This window comes from Amycolatopsis sp. NPDC098790, from assembly GCF_044759945.1.
Classification (GTDB): Bacteria; Actinomycetota; Actinomycetes; order Mycobacteriales; family Pseudonocardiaceae; genus Amycolatopsis.
Map to the genome: position 1 here is coordinate 578,978 of NZ_JBIWAI010000001.1, position 15,441 is coordinate 594,418.

Annotated in this window: 16 protein-coding genes; 6 read left to right on the forward strand and 10 right to left on the reverse strand. The window is 70.8% G+C overall.

Going from position 1 to position 15,441, the window contains the following annotated elements; genetic code table 11:
* Positions 1–5: 5 nt before the first annotated feature.
* Both ACIQWX_RS02955 and menD read right to left on the reverse strand, forming a co-directional pair.
* The gene (locus ACIQWX_RS02955; RefSeq protein ID WP_400864708.1) at positions 6–1,523 is read right to left on the reverse strand and encodes a M1 family metallopeptidase; all 1,518 of its coding nucleotides are present in this window, start codon (positions 1,521–1,523) and stop codon (positions 6–8) included.
* Positions 1,524–1,677: 154 nt separating this feature from the next.
* On the reverse strand, positions 1,678–3,354 hold the full coding sequence (menD, locus tag ACIQWX_RS02960) for a 2-succinyl-5-enolpyruvyl-6-hydroxy-3-cyclohexene-1-carboxylic-acid synthase (RefSeq protein WP_400864711.1): 1,677 nt from the start codon (positions 3,352–3,354) through the stop codon (positions 1,678–1,680).
* A 51-nt stretch (positions 3,355–3,405) separates the two neighbouring features.
* Between menD and ACIQWX_RS02965 the strand changes: the two genes are divergently transcribed.
* Genes ACIQWX_RS02965 through ACIQWX_RS02980 form a run of 4 tightly spaced genes read left to right on the forward strand, consistent with a single transcriptional unit; the run spans position 3,406 to position 6,578 of the window.
* Complete coding sequence (locus tag ACIQWX_RS02965; protein WP_364616234.1) at positions 3,406–4,329, forward strand: 1,4-dihydroxy-2-naphthoyl-CoA synthase; 924 nt, start codon at positions 3,406–3,408, stop codon at positions 4,327–4,329.
* Position 4,330: 1 nt separating this feature from the next.
* Positions 4,331–5,464 carry an o-succinylbenzoate--CoA ligase gene (menE, locus tag ACIQWX_RS02970; RefSeq protein ID WP_400869370.1) on the forward strand — a complete coding sequence of 378 codons (1,134 nt, stop codon included), beginning with the start codon at positions 4,331–4,333 and terminating at the stop codon, positions 5,462–5,464.
* Between the two features lie 51 nt (positions 5,465–5,515).
* Positions 5,516–5,659, forward strand: coding sequence for a hypothetical protein (locus ACIQWX_RS02975; protein ID WP_400864714.1), 144 nt, complete (start codon positions 5,516–5,518; stop codon positions 5,657–5,659).
* A 49-nt stretch (positions 5,660–5,708) separates the two neighbouring features.
* Positions 5,709–6,578 carry a 1,4-dihydroxy-2-naphthoate polyprenyltransferase gene (locus ACIQWX_RS02980; RefSeq protein ID WP_400864717.1) on the forward strand — a complete coding sequence of 290 codons (870 nt, stop codon included), beginning with the start codon at positions 5,709–5,711 and terminating at the stop codon, positions 6,576–6,578.
* Here the strand turns inward: ACIQWX_RS02980 and ACIQWX_RS02985 are convergent.
* Genes ACIQWX_RS02985 through ACIQWX_RS02995 form a run of 3 tightly spaced genes read right to left on the reverse strand, consistent with a single transcriptional unit; the run spans position 6,575 to position 8,411 of the window.
* Positions 6,575–7,654, reverse strand: coding sequence for a PLP-dependent cysteine synthase family protein (locus tag ACIQWX_RS02985; RefSeq protein WP_400864720.1), 1,080 nt, complete (start codon positions 7,652–7,654; stop codon positions 6,575–6,577). The genes ACIQWX_RS02980 and ACIQWX_RS02985 overlap by 4 nt on opposite strands.
* Entirely contained in the window at positions 7,651–7,926 is a 276-nt protein-coding gene (locus ACIQWX_RS02990; protein ID WP_400864723.1) for a DUF4229 domain-containing protein, read from the reverse strand. Before ACIQWX_RS02990 ends, ACIQWX_RS02985 begins: the two co-directional genes overlap by 4 nt.
* Before the next feature lie 11 nt (positions 7,927–7,937).
* Positions 7,938–8,411 carry an Lrp/AsnC family transcriptional regulator gene (locus tag ACIQWX_RS02995; protein WP_400864726.1) on the reverse strand — a complete coding sequence of 158 codons (474 nt, stop codon included), beginning with the start codon at positions 8,409–8,411 and terminating at the stop codon, positions 7,938–7,940.
* A 281-nt stretch (positions 8,412–8,692) separates the two neighbouring features.
* On the opposite strand from ACIQWX_RS02995, the gene ACIQWX_RS03000 reads away from it, so the two are divergent.
* Both ACIQWX_RS03000 and ACIQWX_RS03005 read left to right on the forward strand, forming a co-directional pair.
* Positions 8,693–8,905 (forward strand): BldC family transcriptional regulator, encoded by a 213-nt coding sequence (locus tag ACIQWX_RS03000; protein WP_400864729.1) that lies wholly within the window; start codon positions 8,693–8,695, stop codon positions 8,903–8,905.
* 362 nt (positions 8,906–9,267) lie between these two features.
* Positions 9,268–9,450 carry a hypothetical protein gene (locus ACIQWX_RS03005; protein ID WP_086677865.1) on the forward strand — a complete coding sequence of 61 codons (183 nt, stop codon included), beginning with the start codon at positions 9,268–9,270 and terminating at the stop codon, positions 9,448–9,450.
* Here ACIQWX_RS03005 and ACIQWX_RS03010 read toward each other — a convergent pair.
* From ACIQWX_RS03010 to ACIQWX_RS03030, 5 genes are all read right to left on the reverse strand, one after another.
* Positions 9,447–10,874, reverse strand: coding sequence for an AAA family ATPase (locus tag ACIQWX_RS03010; protein WP_400864732.1), 1,428 nt, complete (start codon positions 10,872–10,874; stop codon positions 9,447–9,449). The two genes, ACIQWX_RS03005 and ACIQWX_RS03010, sit on opposite strands and share 4 nt — an antisense overlap.
* 76 nt (positions 10,875–10,950) lie before the next feature.
* A complete protein-coding gene (ccsB, locus tag ACIQWX_RS03015; RefSeq protein ID WP_400864735.1) occupies positions 10,951–11,919 on the reverse strand; it encodes a c-type cytochrome biogenesis protein CcsB in 969 nt (322 codons plus the stop codon).
* A 3-nt stretch (positions 11,920–11,922) separates the two neighbouring features.
* Complete coding sequence (locus tag ACIQWX_RS03020) at positions 11,923–13,518, reverse strand: cytochrome c biogenesis protein ResB (protein WP_400864738.1); 1,596 nt, start codon at positions 13,516–13,518, stop codon at positions 11,923–11,925.
* Complete coding sequence (locus ACIQWX_RS03025; protein ID WP_400864741.1) at positions 13,515–14,288, reverse strand: cytochrome c biogenesis CcdA family protein; 774 nt, start codon at positions 14,286–14,288, stop codon at positions 13,515–13,517. Before ACIQWX_RS03025 ends, ACIQWX_RS03020 begins: the two co-directional genes overlap by 4 nt.
* A 544-nt stretch (positions 14,289–14,832) precedes the next feature.
* The gene (locus ACIQWX_RS03030; RefSeq protein WP_400864744.1) at positions 14,833–15,201 is read right to left on the reverse strand and encodes a hypothetical protein; all 369 of its coding nucleotides are present in this window, start codon (positions 15,199–15,201) and stop codon (positions 14,833–14,835) included.
* Between the last annotated feature and the right edge of the window lie 240 nt (positions 15,202–15,441).

Consider the following 15,441-nt stretch of genomic DNA (forward strand, 5'->3'; position numbering starts at 1 on the left):
CCCGCTCAGTGAGCGTGTTCGACGGCGAGATTCCGGTGGTTCGCCTGGATCTGGTCATAGGACCGAGGCTTCACCGACACCGCACGAGCGGTGAAAGCCGCAGGCGAAGCCCCGTTCGGACCCACCGAAGGCTTCCCAGCCGTGTAGAGCCAGGTCTGGAACAGATCGTGCAGAGGCTTACCCGAGATCTTCTCCGCCAACGCGATGAACTCGAGGATCCGCCCAGACGACCCACCCTTGGCAGCCTGCCACGCCTTCAAGATGGAGAAGAACGCGTCGTCACCCACAGCGGTCCGCAACGCCTGCAGAGCCAACGCACCCCGGTCGTAAACAGCGTTGTCGAACTGGTTGTCGGCACCAGGATCAGCCGGAACGAGCTTCCACAGATCACCATCAGCCGGGTTCGAGTCGTAGGTGTACTGCGCCAGCTCCGCGACCGTCCCCTCGCCCTCGTGCTCCGACCAAAGCCACTCCGCGTACGACGCGAACCCCTCGTTGAGCCAAATGTCGCTCCACCGCCCGAGCGAAACGCTGTCACCGAACCACTGGTGGGCGTTCTCGTGCGCGATCAACGTCGTGTTCGACCCGGCGCGGAAGTTCCGGGCGCCGTACGTCGGCCGGGTCTGGTTCTCCAGCGAGAACGTGATGCCGCTGGTGACGACGCCGCCCTCCGCCTCGAACGGGTACGGCCCGAACTGGGTCGCCAGGAACTCGTTGATCTCCGGCGTGCGCTCGACGCTGGCCTTCGCCGCGTACAGCGAATCGCCGAGGTCGGCGCCGTACGCCGAGATGAACGGCTTGCCGTCCGGGGTCGTCGCCTGGTTCAGCTCGTACTTGCCGACGATGAACGACGTCAGGTACGTGGCCTGCGGCTTCGTGCTGCGCCACTGCCAGCGGGTCCAGCCCGCGCGGCTCTTCTGCGTCCGGACCAGCGAGCCGTTGGAGATGGCGACGTTGTCGTCCGGGGCTTCGATCGTGACGTCGTAGGTCGCCTTGTCGGTCGGGTGGTCGTTGGCCGGGAACCACCACGCCGAGCTCTGCGGCTCGTCGACGCCCAGGGCCCCGAACGCGCCCTTCTTCCAGGCGTTGATGCCGTCCACCGTCTCGGTCGACGGCGTGTCCGAGTAGGCGACGACGACGGTCGCGGTCTGGCCCTTGAGCAGCGGCTGCGCCGGCGTGACGACGAGCTCGCCGTTGCCGGTCTGGTTCGCGAACTGCGCGGGGCGGTTGTTCACGCGCACGCTCGACGCCTTCAGCGCGAAGTCGAGGTCGAACCGCGAGAGGTCCTGCGTGGCGGTGAGCAGCAGCGTCGTCGTGCCCGCCAGGACGTCGGTCGCCGGCTGGTAGGTCAGGCGGATGTCGTAGTGGAGCACGTCCGTGCCGCCGTTGCCGGCGTTCGGGTAGTAGGGGTCGCCGGCGCCGGGAGCGCCCGGCGCGGGGGCCGCGGAAGCGGTGCCGGCGAGCAGCACCGAGACGACGCCGGCCGCGAGCGCACCGAAGCCGGTGCGCGTTCTTGCACGCATTCGAATCCCTCCAACGGGTGAGGTTCAGCGCGCTCGAACGTAGCCAGCCGGGCAGCACCCAGGTACCGGCGAAGGAAGGTTCTTACCTCCTGGGACCGGCCCCGGAAACCGCTTGACCGGCCCCGAGGCGGAGCTTTCACGTGAAAGCTCCGGGTCAGACCGCCGAAACAGCCGTGCTGACCGCCGCGCGCAACCGGCCGTGCAGGTCGCGGTGCCGCGACCGGTCCACCCGCACCTCGACGACCCGCAGCCCCGGCGCCGGCCGCAGGGCCGCGCGGAACTCCGTCAGCGTCTCCGCGACGACGTGCGGGACGCGGTAGCCGGCGCACAGCGCCCCCAGGTCGGCGCCGTGCGGCGTGCCGAACACGCGCTCGAAGCTCGCCGCGTGCTCGGGCGCGCCCTGCTCCAGCAGCGAGAAGATGCCGCCGCCGTCGTCGTTGCACACCACGATCGTCAGGTCGGGACGCTGCTCCGCCGGGCCCGTCAGAAGCCCCGAAGCGTCGTGCAGGAACGTCAGGTCACCCAGCAGCGCGTACGACGGCCCGCGGTGGACGTACGCCGCGCCGATCGCCGTCGAGACCGTGCCGTCGATGCCCGCGACCCCGCGGTTGCGGTGCACCAGGACGTCCGGGCGCAGCCGGCCCGCCAGCGCGACGTCGCGCGTCGGGTTGGACGAGCCCACCACCAGCAGCGAGTCCGGCGGCAGCGCGTCCACCAGCTCGGACGCCACGCGCAGCCCGGACGGCCACGCCTCCGCGTCCAGCACCGACGCGACCGCCGAAGACGCCGCCGCGTCCGCCCGGCGCCAGCTCGCCAGCCACTCCGGGTCGGCGGGCTTGGTCGGCTCGTCGAACCACTGCCCGACCTGCCGGACGTTGTGCGCGGGCGCCGGCCAGTCCGAGTCCGGGCGCACGAGCAGGACCTCGACCGACGGGTCCGAGATCACCTTCTGGATCTGCCGGAACACCGTCGGCCGGCCGAGGCAGAGCACCTGCTCCGGCTTGTGCTTGGCGATGAACTCCTCGACGCCCAGCAGCCACGCGCCGGACGAGATCGCCGTGCCGCCGGACAGCCCGAGGCCGCCGGTCTCCGACACGACCGGCCAGCCGTGCTGCTCGGCCCACTCGCTGGCCGCCTGGACGCCGGTGTCGCACGCGATGACCAGGCCGTGGCGCGCCGACGGCACCACGAACGACGGCAGCGCGCCGAAGTCCGGCAGCTCGGTCCAGCGGGAGCCGTCGGGACGGCCGTCCAGGGACTCGTACCACTCACCGTCGTCGTCCAGGTCGGGGACGAGCGGCTCGCGGAACGGGATGTTCAGGTGCACCGGGCCGCAGCGCCACTCGCCGTAGGCGGCGTTCCAGGCGCGGCAGATCTGGCTGCGCCAGTACGAGTTCTGGCCGGCCCGCCGTTCGGCGACGGCCAGTTCGTCGAAGTAGCGGGCGGCGGCGCCGTAGAGCTGGTGCTGGTCGATGACCTGGGACGCGCCCGCCGCTCTCAGCTCGGGCGGCCGGTCGGCGGTCAGCACGATCAGCGGGACGCCGGCGCGGTCGGCCTCGAGGACGGCGGGGTGGAAGTTCGCGGCCGCGGTGCCGGACGTGCACAGCACGGCCACCGGACGGCCGGTGCGGGCGGCGATGCCGAGGGCGAGGAACGCGGCGCCGCGCTCGTCGATGCGGACGTGGAGCTGGAGCTTCCCGGCCGCCGCCGCGTCATACAGCGCGATCGACAGCGGCGCGTTGCGGGAGCCCGGGCAGAGGACGACGTGCGAAACGGTGTTGCGGACGAGTTCGTCGACGATGACCCTGGCCTGCGCGGTGGAAGGGTTCACCGGCAGGCTCCGTCGAGATGAGAAGTGTCCACAGGTCCTATTCTCCCAAACGTGGATGACGCCCGAGTTTCCGAGCTGTTCGACCCCGCCGCGTGGACCGAGGTCGAAGGTTTCGCCTTCACCGACATCACCTACCACCGTTCCGCTGAGAACCGCGGCGGCAAGCGCGTGGTGCGCATCGCGTTCGACCGTCCGGAGGTCCGCAACGCCTTCCGGCCGCACACCGTCGACGAGCTCTACCGGGCGCTGGACCACGCCCGGATGAGCTCGGACGTCGGCTGCGTCCTGCTCACCGGCAACGGCCCCTCGCCCAAGGACGGCGGGTGGGCGTTCTGCTCCGGTGGTGACCAGCGTATTCGCGGACGCTCCGGCTATCAGTACGCGAGCGGCGAGACCTCCGACACGGTGGACCCCGCGCGGGCCGGCCGGCTGCACATCCTCGAGGTCCAGCGGCTGATCCGGTTCCTGCCGAAACCGGTGATCGCGGTCGTGCCGGGCTGGGCCGCGGGCGGCGGGCACTCCCTGCACGTCGTGTGCGATCTCACGCTCGCCTCGGCCGAGCACGCGAAGTTCAAGCAGACCGACGCCGACGTCGGCTCGTTCGACGGCGGCTACGGCTCGGCCTACCTGGCGAAGATGGTCGGCCAGAAGTTCGCCCGCGAAATCTTCTTCCTCGGCCGCGAGTACTCGGCCGAGCAGATGCACCAGATGGGCGCGGTGAACGCGGTCGTCCCGCACGCCGACCTCGAAAAAGAGGCCCTGACCTGGGCGTGGGAGATCACGCGCAAGTCGCCGACGGCGCAGCGGATGCTCAAGTACGCGTTCAACCTCACCGACGACGGCATGGTCGGCCAGCAGCTGTTCGCCGGCGAGACCACGCGCCTGGCCTACATGCAGGACGAAGCCGTCGAAGGCCGTGACGCGTTCCTGCAGAAGCGCGACCCCGACTTCAAGGACGTCCCCTATTACTACTGAGCTGCTCCCGGTCGCCCTCGACGGGTCGCCGTCCGCGCTGGTCACGCTGAAGAACGCGGTCGCGGCCGCGCTCGACGGCGGCCCGGCGGTGCTGCCGTTCACCGACCCCGCGCTGCGTGACGCGATGGCCCCGGCCGAGCCCGCCGAGCCGGGCACGGCCGTGGTCATCGCCACTTCGGGCTCGACCGGCGCACCCAAGGGCGTGCTGCTGTCGGCCCGCGCGCTGACCGCGTCCGCCGAGGCCACGCACGCCCGCCTCGGCGGCCCCGGCCACTGGCTCCTGGCGACCCCGGCGCACTACATCGGCGGGCTGCAGGTGCTGGTCCGGTCGCTGCTCGCGGGGACGTCCCCGGTGTTCCTGACCGGCACCGGCTTCCGTCCGGACGACTTCGCGGCCGCGGCGGCGGCTTTGAAAGGCGGCCCGCGGTACACGGCGCTGGTGCCGACCCAGCTGGTCCGGCTCCTCGACGACGACGGCGCCGGGCTGGCCGCGGCGAAGACGTTCGACGCGATCGTGGTCGGCGCGGCGGCGACGTCGGCGGCCCTGCGCGAGCGCGCGGCCGACGCGGGTGTGGCGATCGTGCCCGCGTACGGCATGAGCGAGACGGCGAGCGGCTGCGTCTACGACGGCTTCCCCCTGGACGGCGTCCGCGTCGACGTCACCGGTGACCGCATCCGCATCGCCGGCGACGTCCTCGCGCACGGCTACCGGCGGCAGCCAGAGCTGACGGCGGAGTCGTTCGACGGCGGCTGGTTCACGACGTCCGACCGTGGGGTTCGTCACGAAGACGGCCGGATCGAGGTACTCGGCCGGGCCGACGACATGATCAACACCGGCGGCGTGAAGGTGTCCGCGAACGCGGTCGAGCGGGTGCTGACCGCCCAGCCGGGCGTGCGCGACGCGTGCGTCGTCGGCGTGCCGGACCCCGAGTGGGGCGAGGCCGTGGTGGCACTGGTCGTCCCAGCAGGTGAACCGCGCGAAGCGGACGAACTGCGGGCGGCGGTCCGGGCCGAACTCGGCGCGGCGGCGACGCCGAAGCGAGTCGAATACGCCGCCGAGCTGCCGCTTCGCGGTCCAGGCAAGATCGACCGGGCGGCGGTGAAGTCCCGACTTGCGTCGGGTTTCCGCGGCTGAATGGCGGCACTTCGTTGACATGCACGGCGTGCACCCGCTTGGCTACGCACCATGACACGCTGGTTTCGCACGGCTCTGATCAGCACCGCCGTCGCCTTGGGCGTCCTCCTCCCGGCGGGCGCGGCGTTGGCCGACGGCCCGGGAGCCGACCCGAACAGCGGCCAGCTCACCTGGCAGCTGCCGACCACCAACTGACCGACCGGGGTCCCGCTCGCGGGTGATCACCATGGCGTTGAATGGCGCCATGGCGACAGTGAACGAGTGGATCGAGGGGGCCCGGCCCCGGACGCTGCCCAACGCGGTGGCGCCGGTGGTGGCGGGCGTCGGCGCGGCCGTCGCGCTGGACGCGTTCTCGTGGTGGCGCTCGGTCTTGGCGCTGCTGGTCTCCCTCTCGCTGATCGTCGGCGTCAACTACGCCAACGACTACTCCGACGGCATCCGCGGCACCGACGAAAACCGCGTCGGCCCGCTGCGGCTGGTCGGCTCGGGTGTCGCCAAGCCGAAGGCCGTGCTGACCGCCGCGCTGGTCTCGCTGGGCCTCGCCGGGGTGCTGGGGCTCGTGCTGGTGATCAGCAGCGGGCACTGGTGGCTGCTGGTCATGGGCGCGCTGTGCATCCTCGGCGCGTGGTTCTACACCGGCGGCAAGAAGCCCTACGGCTACTACGGCTTCGGCGAGATCGCCGTGTTCGTCTTCTTCGGGCTGGCCGGCGTCCTGGGCACGGTGTACGTCCAGGCGGGCCGGGTCAGCTGGGCCGCGCTGGCGTGCGCGGTCGCCGTCGGCAGCTTCTCGACGGCGGTCCTGACGGCCAACAACCTGCGTGACATCCCGACCGACGTCGAGTCCGGCAAGCGCACCCTGGCCACCCGCCTCGGCGACGCCGGGACGCGGCGGCTGTACCTGGTCCTGCTCGCGGTGCCGTACGTGCTCGGCATCGTGCTCGGCGTCTTCCAGCCGTTGGTCCTGATCACGCTCGTGACGGCGCCGATGCTGCTCAAGTCGGTCCGCGCGGTCGGCGGCGGGCAGCAGGGGCGGGCGCTGATCCCGGCGTTGCGCGACACCGGCCTGGCGATGCTCGCCTGGGCCGTGCTCGCCGCCGTGGCGCTGAGTTTCTAGTCCTCCGGGACGAAGAACTTCCCGGTCGTCAGGAACTCCTCGAACAACGCCGTGTGCGGCGCCAGGTCCATCCCCTGGGCCTCGATCCACTCGTCGTTGTAGTACGTGTGCGCGTACCGCTCGCCGCCGTCGCACAGGAGCGTCACGACGCTGCCCGCCTGGCCGTCCTCGACCATGCGCGAGATGAGCCGGAACGCGCCGTAGAGGTTCGTTCCGGTCGAGCCGCCCGCCCAGTGCCCGGTGCGCTCGCGCAGCAGCCGGATGGCCGCCAGGGAGCCCGCGTCGGGGATCCGGAACATCTCGTCGATGACGCCCGGCACGAACGACGGTTCGCAGCGCGGCCGGCCGATCCCCTCGATCCGCGACGGCATGCCCGTCGCGTAGTCGAGCGCGCCCGTTTCCCACGCGCCGTAGAACGACGAGTTCTCCGGGTCGGCGACGCAGATCTTCGTCGTGTGGCGCTTGTAGCGGACGTACCGGCCGAACGTCGCGCTCGTGCCGCCCGTACCCGCGCCGACCACGATCCACGTCGGGATCGGGTGGCGTTCCGAGCGCATCTGCGCGAAGACCGACTCGGCGATGTTGTTGTTGCCGCGCCAGTCCGTCGCGCGCTCGGCGTAGGTGAACTGGTCGAGGTAGTGCCCGCCGCTCTCGGCCGCGAGCCGCTCGGCCTCGGGGTACATCGCCGGGGCTTCGTCGACGTAGTGGCACTCACCGCCGTAGAACTCGATGAGCGCGATCTTCTCCTTCGACGTCTTCCGCGGCACGACCGTGATGAACCGCAGGCCGAGCATGCGCGCGAAGTAGGCCTCGGACACCGCCGTCGACCCGCTGGACGCCTCGACGAGCACGGTGTCCGGGCCGATCTGGCCGTTGACGAGCCCGTAGAGGAACAGCGAGCGGGCCAGCCGGTGCTTCAGCGAGCCGGTCGGGTGGACGGACTCGTCCTTGAGGTAGAGGTCGATGCCCCACTCCGGGGGCAGTGGGAAGACGTGCAGGTGGGTGTCGGCGCTGCGGTTCGCGTCGGCTTCGATGATCCGGACGGCCTCGCGGACCCAGCTGCGCGCGTGGTTCATTCGGCGTTGCCCGGGGCGTCGCCACGCAGCTGCGCGCGGAGCTCGGCGCGGGCCCGGGCGCGCTTTTCGTTGCGCTTGGCCAGGCCGGCCGTGACGCGGGCGTTCAGCGGGCGGAACAGCAGCAGGCCCAGCGGCAGCCCGACGACCAGGCCGACGAGCAGCGCGACCAGCAGGGGCACGCCGACCAGGGTCAGCACCCAGGCGATCACCCCGACCAGCACGAACCGCGCCAGGAGGTACAGCGTCAGGTCACGCGGCAGTGTGTTGCTCACACCGAGGCAGGCTACGCCCCGCCCGCCCGGTCCTTCTGCAGGCCCGCGTTGTTCGGGCGGCCCTCGAAGCGCGTCGAGAGCACGACGGTCGTGTTCGTCCGCCCGACGCCGGGGATGCGCCGGAGGCGGCCGAGGCACCGCTCCAGCTCGTCGACGGTCGACACGCGCACCTTGACGACGAAGGCCTCGTCACCCGCGACCGCGTAGCAGCTCTCGACCTCGTCGAGCTCGGCGAGCGCGTCGGCGACGTCGTCCTCCGTCGCGGTGTCGGTCGGGTGGATGCTGACGAGGGCGGTGACGCCGAGGCCGACCGAGCTCGGGTCGACGACCGCGTGGTAGCCGGTGATCACGCCGGCGGCTTCCAGCTTGCCCACCCGCTCGTGCACCGACGACGCGGAGAGCCCGACGGCCCGCCCGAGGTCCGCGTAAGTGGCCCGTCCGTTGATGCGCAACGCCGCGATGATCTTCCGGTCCAACTGATCCACGGGATCACTCTATGCGGTTGGACAATCCCCCATTGAGACCACGTCTGGCGGCCGGTGACCCAGGCGAACCACGTCTCCGCACGTCAGGTGATCGGCAGTTTAGTTGCAGAACGTAAGCAACCTGTCCGTTTTGACCTTTAAGGGCTCTTTACTCTTGGACAACCGTTCGAGTACCCGACGGGTGAAGTGCAACGATTGCCGTGTTGGCTACCCCGGCGCGACGGGCCAGAAGGGCCCGGATTGCCTCCGGTATAGCAGTGAGGTCGTTAAGGAGGCGGAAAATGACCGCGACGATGGGCGGACGCCTGCTCACCCCTGGCGAGGTGGCAGCACTGTTCCGGGTGGACCCCAAGACGGTCACCCGATGGGCGACGGCGGGCCGGATCGGCTCGATCCGGACCCCGGGCGGGCACCGGCGGTTCCGGGAGTCCGAGGTGAACGAGCTCCTCGCGGAGCTGACCACGGACGCCAGCGAACCGACCCGCAAGGTCTGAAGGAGTTCCGGCGCGGGGCCGTGCCGGGTACGGGGACTTCCCCGGCCCGCGCGGCCCTTCGTCGTTCCCGCAGGCGACATGAATGAGTCATTCATGTCACCTGACGACAGCAATGAGTCATTCATGTCGTTCGAGCGAGGCTGCCGCCACTTCCGCCGGCGCGGGTAAGCCCGCCCCCGCGTAGCCCGATGGGGCGGTCCCGCGAACCATCCGCGCCCCGGAGCCGTATCCAGGTAAAGGGGAACCGTCCCCGCCCCCGCACAAGGGCATTCGTGTTCCGGTCGTCACCCCGCTCGACCGGGTTCGGGCCGAAACCCCGTCCGACGGGTTAACCTCGGGGGACCCACACGGAAGGATCCGGCATGCTCGCTCTGCTCGCGGCGGTCGGCGCGCTGGTCGTCGCCCTGCTCCTGTGGCGGTCGTTCGCCGGTCAGCGGATGGTCACTTCGCCGCCGCGCCGCGCTCCGATCGCTCCGGACGACGATCCCGACTTCCTGCGCCAGCTGGCCGAACAGCAGCGCAAGCGCCGGGACGAGGAGGGCTAGCGGTAACCCTGCGAAAGCGGGGTCGCGAAGCCGTCGGCCACCGTCGCCGCCAGGTCCAGCAGGGCCAGCCGCGTGTCGCCGGTCAGGCGGTCCAGCTCGATCTCCGCGCCCTCTTCCAGGTGCGGGTCGAACGGGATCTTGCAGACCGCGCGGACCTTCGCCCCGAAGTGGGCCGACAGCTTGTCCAGGTCGACCGAGCCACCCTTCGGCCGGACCGAGTTGATCACCGCCACCGAGCGCTTGACCAGCTCGCCGTAGCCGTGGGCTTCGAGCCAGTCGAGCGTCGCCGACGCGCTGCGGGCGCCGTCGACCGAGCCTGACGACACCACGACCAGCGCGTCCGCGACGTCCAGGACGCCCTTCATCGCCGAGTGCATCAAACCGGTGCCGCAGTCGGTGAGCACGATGTTGTAGAAGTGCTCGAGCAGGTTGACCGTGCGCCGGTAGTCCTCCTCGGAGAACGCCTCGGACACGGCCGGGTCCTGCTCGCTCGCGAGGATCTCCAGCCGGCTGGCACCCTGGGACGTGTACGACCGGACGTCGCTGTAGCGCGTGATCCGGGCCGCGTCGCGCAGCAGGTGGCGGACCGTCGCCGTCGTCTCCAGCGGGAGCTTCTGCGACAGCGTGCCGCGGTCCGGGTTCGCGTCCACGGCCACGACGCGGTCGCCGCGCAGGGAGGCGAACGTCGCGCCGAGCGTCGTCGTCACCGTCGTCTTGCCGACGCCGCCCTTCAGCGACAGCATCGCGATCTTGTAGCAGCCGCGCAGGGGCTGGTTGACGCGCGCGATGAGGTCACGGCGCTGCGTGTCCGCCGGGCTCTCACCCGGGTTGATCAGCTTGCCGGAGCCGACGTAGACGACCTTGCGCCAGCCGGACTGCGGCGGCCGCTTGACCTGCTTGACCAGGTGCGCGGTCGAGAGGTCGTGGCCGTGGCCCGGCTGCTGCGGGGCCGCGTGCCTGCCGCCCTGAGGCTGCGGGAGCCCGGCCGCCTGCTGTTGCTGCTGGTACTGCGCGTACTGCTGCGCCGGGTCGCCGTACTGCTGCTGCGGCTGCAGCGGCGGCAGGTTCTGGTCGTAGCCGTAGCCCGGCGGCACCTGGTGCGGCCCCGAAACGGCCGGGTTCACCTGGTGCGGCCCGGACACCGCCGGATTGACCTGGTGCGGCCCCGAGACGGCGGGGTTGACCTGGTGCGGCCCGGACACCGCCGGGTTGACCTGGTGGGGCCCCGACACCGCCGGGTTGGGCGGCGGCGCGACGGCCTGCGTCGGCTGCGCGTCGAGCGCGGCCGGCGGCTCCGGATGCGGGTGCGAATCCGTCCGGTCTTCGGCGAACAGCCCGGCCGCCCCCTCCGGCTGCTGCGGGGCAGCGGCCGGTTCGGCTTGTTCGGGGTGGCCAGGAGCCGATTCTTCGCTGGGTCCGGTCACCGGTGTAAACCTCCGCGCACTCCGCCCGACATCACGCCCCCTGGTGACGACGGTAGTCGGCGTACTCGCGGCCTGCTCAGCCCACCCCGGCGTACGAGTGCAAGCCCGCGGTGACGAGGTTCACGAAGAACAGGTTGAAGATCATCGCGGCGAACCCGACGATGTTGATCGCCGCCGCGCGCGCCCCGCGCCAGCCCGCGGTCGCCCGCGAGTGCAGGTAGGCCGCGTAGATGACCCAGGCGATGAACGCGACGGTCTCCTTGGGGTCCCAGCCCCAGAACCGGCCCCACGCCGACTCGGCCCAGACGGCGCCGCACAGCACGCCGAACGTGAAGACCGGGAAGGCGAAGATGGTCGTCCGGTAGGCGATCCGGTCGAGGACGTCGGCCGCGGGCAGCTTCGAGGCGAACCGGGCGAACTTCGTCTCGTCCTTCTCGTGGGCCGCGCGGAACAGGTAGAGCACGCTCGCGACACCGGGCACCAGGAACACACCGGAGCCGATGATGGCCGCGGAGACGTGGATGACCAGCCAGTACGACTGCAGCGCGGGCTGCACCGGCGCCGCGGTGGTGTAGAGCAGCGTCCCGTTGATGAACATCAGGATCACGACGGGCAGCAGCAGGAAGCCGGTGAGGTGCCGGACCGGGAACTTCCACATCACGACGATCCAGGTGACCACCGTGATGAAGGTGACCGCCATGCCGTACTCGTACATGTTGCCCCACGGCGCGCGGTGCACGGCGAGCCCGCGCAGCACGATCGCCGCCAGCTGCAGCAGCGCGCCGAGCACGAGCAGCGACGCGCCCATCTTGCCGATCCGCTCGGGGCGCCCGGTCGTGCGCTGCGCGTCGGGGAGCTCTTCGACCGGCGGCCCGCCGGCGCCGACGAGCTCGCGCGCCCGGAGCTTGGCGCGCTCGGTGGCGAGCCTGCCCTTGGCGCCGAAGCCCTGCTCGACCAGCGTCATCATCAGCGCGACGACGTAGATCGCCGCGGCGGTGGTGTACAGCCAGTCGCTGTACTGCGACAGCGTCTCGTTGATCGGCATGCCTCAGCCCTTCTGACCACTGATCAGGCGTTCACTGATCTTGTGGAACTCTTCGCCGTAGCCCGCCTGGTCGGTGCGGGCGAGTCCGGCGACCTCGATCACGGTACCCGGGTCGTCGTCGGTCCCCGGCTTCACCCGCACCCACAGCCGGCGGCGCTTGACCAGCAGGGACGCGCCGAGGCCGAGGAACATCGCGATGGCGAAGCCGAGCACGAACCCCTGCGTCGGGTCGTGGGAGACCTGCAGGGAGACCCAGTGGTTGACGCCGTCGAAGCGGATCTTCGTGCCGTCGTCGAGCGTGATCTCCTGGCCGACCTTCATGTTCTCGCGGGCGATCTTCTTCAGCCTGCCGTCGTCGACGAGCGACTGGTCGATCTCGAACACCGACTGGCCGCGCCCGGCGTCCAGGCCCAGGTCGCCGCGCATGATGTCGACGGCCACCGCGGGATCGTTCAGCTCCGGCGCCGCCGACGTCAGGACGTTGCCGTGCAGGAACGACGTCGGCGCGAACAGGCCGGTGATGGCCAGCTGGCGGGTCCGCCGCTGGACCTCGTCGGTGATGCCCGGCTGGTCGAACTTCGTCGCGCCCTCGGCGAGCATCGTGGTCGGGTCGACCGTGCGCCACTGCGTGTTCTGGGTGCGCTTGTCGCCGTTGGGGAAGGTCACCGTGAACTGCGGCGAGTAGCCCTGACCGAGCAGGTAGACGCGGTCGCCGGCCGTCCGCAGCGGCGAGTTGACCTCGAGGCCGTACGGGCGCCAGGTGCCCGTGTCGAGGTCGCCGCCGGACTGGTACTGGATGTTCGCGTGGTAGTACTCCGGCTCGCCGGCCGGGGTGTAGCGCACGGTGAAGTCGTTGACCTTCACGCAGAACGGGTCGAGGTCGGTGCCGTCGACGCGCAGGCCCGCGTTGAAGGAGTCGTAGTTGTAGATGCCGGAGTTGCAGAACGAGCTGCCGTCGGCCTGGACGATGACCTGGCCCTCGTAGCCGTAGAGCTTGCCGAGCGCGAAGAACACGATCAGGCCCAGCATGCTGAAGTGGAAGAGCAGGTTGCCGGTCTCGCGCAGGAACCCGCGTTCGGCGGAGATCGTCCGGACGCCGTCGGCCTCTTCCCGCTCGACGCGGCGCCAGCCCGACAGTTGCTTGTGGACGGCGGCGATCTCGGCCTCGACGTCGGACTTGCCGCGGCCCAGCCGGTAGTGCGGCATCCGGGCCAGGTTGCGCGGGGTCAGGACGGGCTTCGCGCGCATCGCCTTGACGTAGTCGAAGCTGCGCGGCGTCAGGCAGCCGACCAGGGAGATCATCAGCAGCAGGTAGATGGCCGAAAACCAGATGCTGGAGTAGACGTCGTAGAACTCGAGCTTGTCGAGCAGGGGGCCCCACCAGCCGTGGGCGGCGATGTACTCGTCGACCTTGGGGGCGTTGAGCTTCCGCTGCGGCAGGAGCGCGCCGGGCAGCGCGGCGAGGGCGAGCAGGAAGAGCAGGACGAGCGCGGTGCGCATCGACGTCAGGCCGCGCCAGGTGTTGCGGAGGAAGGCGAAGGTGCGCTTCGCGGGCGTCGGGCCCTGTGGGGTCTTCGGGGGCGCTTCGGTGGTGGTCACAGCGGCAGCTCCAGGCCGCTCGCGAGCTCGTTGCGCAGCCAGCCCATCAGATCTCCCCAGACGCCGGTGACGAGCAGGATGCCGACGATCATCAGCAGCACGCCGCCGAAGATCTGCACCTGCCGGCCGTGCCGCCGCACCCAGTCGGTGGCGCGCACGGCCCAGCGGGCGCCGAGCGCGATGAGCAGGAACGGCAGCCCGAGGCCGAGGCAGTAGATCGCGATCAGCAGGTACCCGCGGGCCTCGGCCCCGCCGGTGGCGCTGGCCAGCGTGGTGACGGCGGAGAGCGTCGGGCCGATGCAGGGCGTCCAGCCGAGTCCGAAGATCGCCCCGAGCACGGGGGCGCCCCAGATGCCGCCGCCGGGAACGCGGTGCGAGCGGACCTCGCGCTGCAGGCCGGGGATCCAGCCGAGGAAGACCAGGGCCATGGCGATGGTGAGGACGCCGCCGATGCGCTGGAGGAGGTCCTGGTTGAGGACGAGCGTGTCGGCCAGCCAGACGAGGGTCCCGAGGGTGGCGACGAAGACGACGGTGAACCCGAGTACGAACAGCAGGGCGGCCCCGAGAACGGCCCACCGCCCGTTTTTGCGTTCCTCATCGGCGCTGACGGCAGGAGCATCGGCCCCGACGAGAGCGGCGAGGTACGCGAGGTACCCCGGCACGAGCGGCACAACGCAGGGCGAGGCGAAGGAGATGGCCCCGGCCAGCAGCGCGACGCCCGCGGCGAGCAGCAGCGGTCCGGAGATCGCCAGCTCGGTCACGGAGTTCACCCCGTTGAGGGTAGGCAGTGAGGTCGGGGTGAGAACTCCGGGGCCGGTTCACAGGACCTCGGTCACAGCAGTTCAGGACCTTGGTCCCGGTGGTTCGGGCGGGGTCGGGATGACGTGAATGACTCATTCATGTCGTGTGGCGACAGGAATGAGTCATTCACGTCATCGCCGCAGCGGGCCGGCCGCGGGCACGGACCACCCAATGCGCGCCAGGCCATCCCACCCCCCAGGGACGGCCGGCGTGGCTCACCGCCCTGCCCGCAGGGCAGCCGACCCCGGCTCACCGCCGGCGCCCGGCGACGAACGGTCACGCTCCCAGCCCAGCTCACCGCCCGGCGCCGAAGTTGTCCACAGCTCGCAGTGAATGTGGACAACCCCGGCGCTGAGCCGGCTTTCGGCGGGGTTTGTCGCCCCTCGCCGATAGACTGGACAAGGGCACGCCCCCCAGGGACGGGCGGGGCGCCAGGCGGGCCGGGTGCCAGGCGGGCCGGGTGCCAGGCGGGCCGGGTGCCAGGCGGGCCGGGCGCTGCCGGTCCCCGGCCGGTCAGAAGTGGAGTTCGCCGCCGCTGGCGAAGACTCCGTTCACGCTTGGGCCGTAGTTGCCGTACTCGCCCGTGTTGAGCTCGGACTGGCCGTTGCTCGTCACCGTCTCGTACGTCGTGTACGGGTAGCAGCAGCTGCCGATCGACAGCTTGTCTCCGTAGCGGGCGCCGGACAGGTTCGCGTGCACCTGGTTGTTGCTCGTGTTCAGCCACAGGCGCAGCGTGCGGCCGTAGCCGCTCGTCTGCTTGAGCACCGTGAACCCCTGAACCGAGACCGGCGCGGCCGACGCCGCCGCGGCCGAAGCCGGCACCGACACCGCCGTGGTGGCGGCCGCCGCGGCCACCAAAACGACCGCGAACTTCTTCAGCATGGGTCCTCCCCTAGGTCGAAAACGATCATGGGGAAACCTAGCCGAACCACCACTCAAGCCGGTAAAAATCCGGCAAAAGCCACGCGATCAGGCTTCGGCCGCCGGTCCCGCAGTGCCCTCCACCCCGAGGCCCGGATTGTGACTACGGCCGGTAGTACCGCGTCAAGGCGGGAAAGCGTGCCTTGACCCGGCACCACCGGCCGTGTTCAGGCTTCGGATCGGGGTGGTGGACGGGGTCTG

Bases quoted from the DNA above. Each gene is read 5' to 3' on its own strand.
- ACIQWX_RS02955 (WP_400864708.1), bottom strand. From the start codon at position 1,523: ATGCGTGCAAGAACGCGCACCGGCTTCGGTGCGCTCGCGGCCGGCGTC.
- ACIQWX_RS03005 (WP_086677865.1), top strand. From the start codon at position 9,268: ATGCTCGCTCTGCTCGCGGCGGTCGGCGCGCTGGTCGTCGCCCTGCTC.
- ccsB (WP_400864735.1), bottom strand. From the start codon at position 11,919: ATGCCGATCAACGAGACGCTGTCGCAGTACAGCGACTGGCTGTACACC.
- ACIQWX_RS03030 (WP_400864744.1), bottom strand. From the start codon at position 15,201: ATGCTGAAGAAGTTCGCGGTCGTTTTGGTGGCCGCGGCGGCCGCCACC.
- ACIQWX_RS02975 (WP_400864714.1), top strand. From the start codon at position 5,516: ATGACACGCTGGTTTCGCACGGCTCTGATCAGCACCGCCGTCGCCTTG.
- ACIQWX_RS02980 (WP_400864717.1), top strand. From the start codon at position 5,709: ATGGCGACAGTGAACGAGTGGATCGAGGGGGCCCGGCCCCGGACGCTG.
- ACIQWX_RS02985 (WP_400864720.1), bottom strand. From the start codon at position 7,654: ATGAACCACGCGCGCAGCTGGGTCCGCGAGGCCGTCCGGATCATCGAA.
- ACIQWX_RS03000 (WP_400864729.1), top strand. From the start codon at position 8,693: ATGACCGCGACGATGGGCGGACGCCTGCTCACCCCTGGCGAGGTGGCA.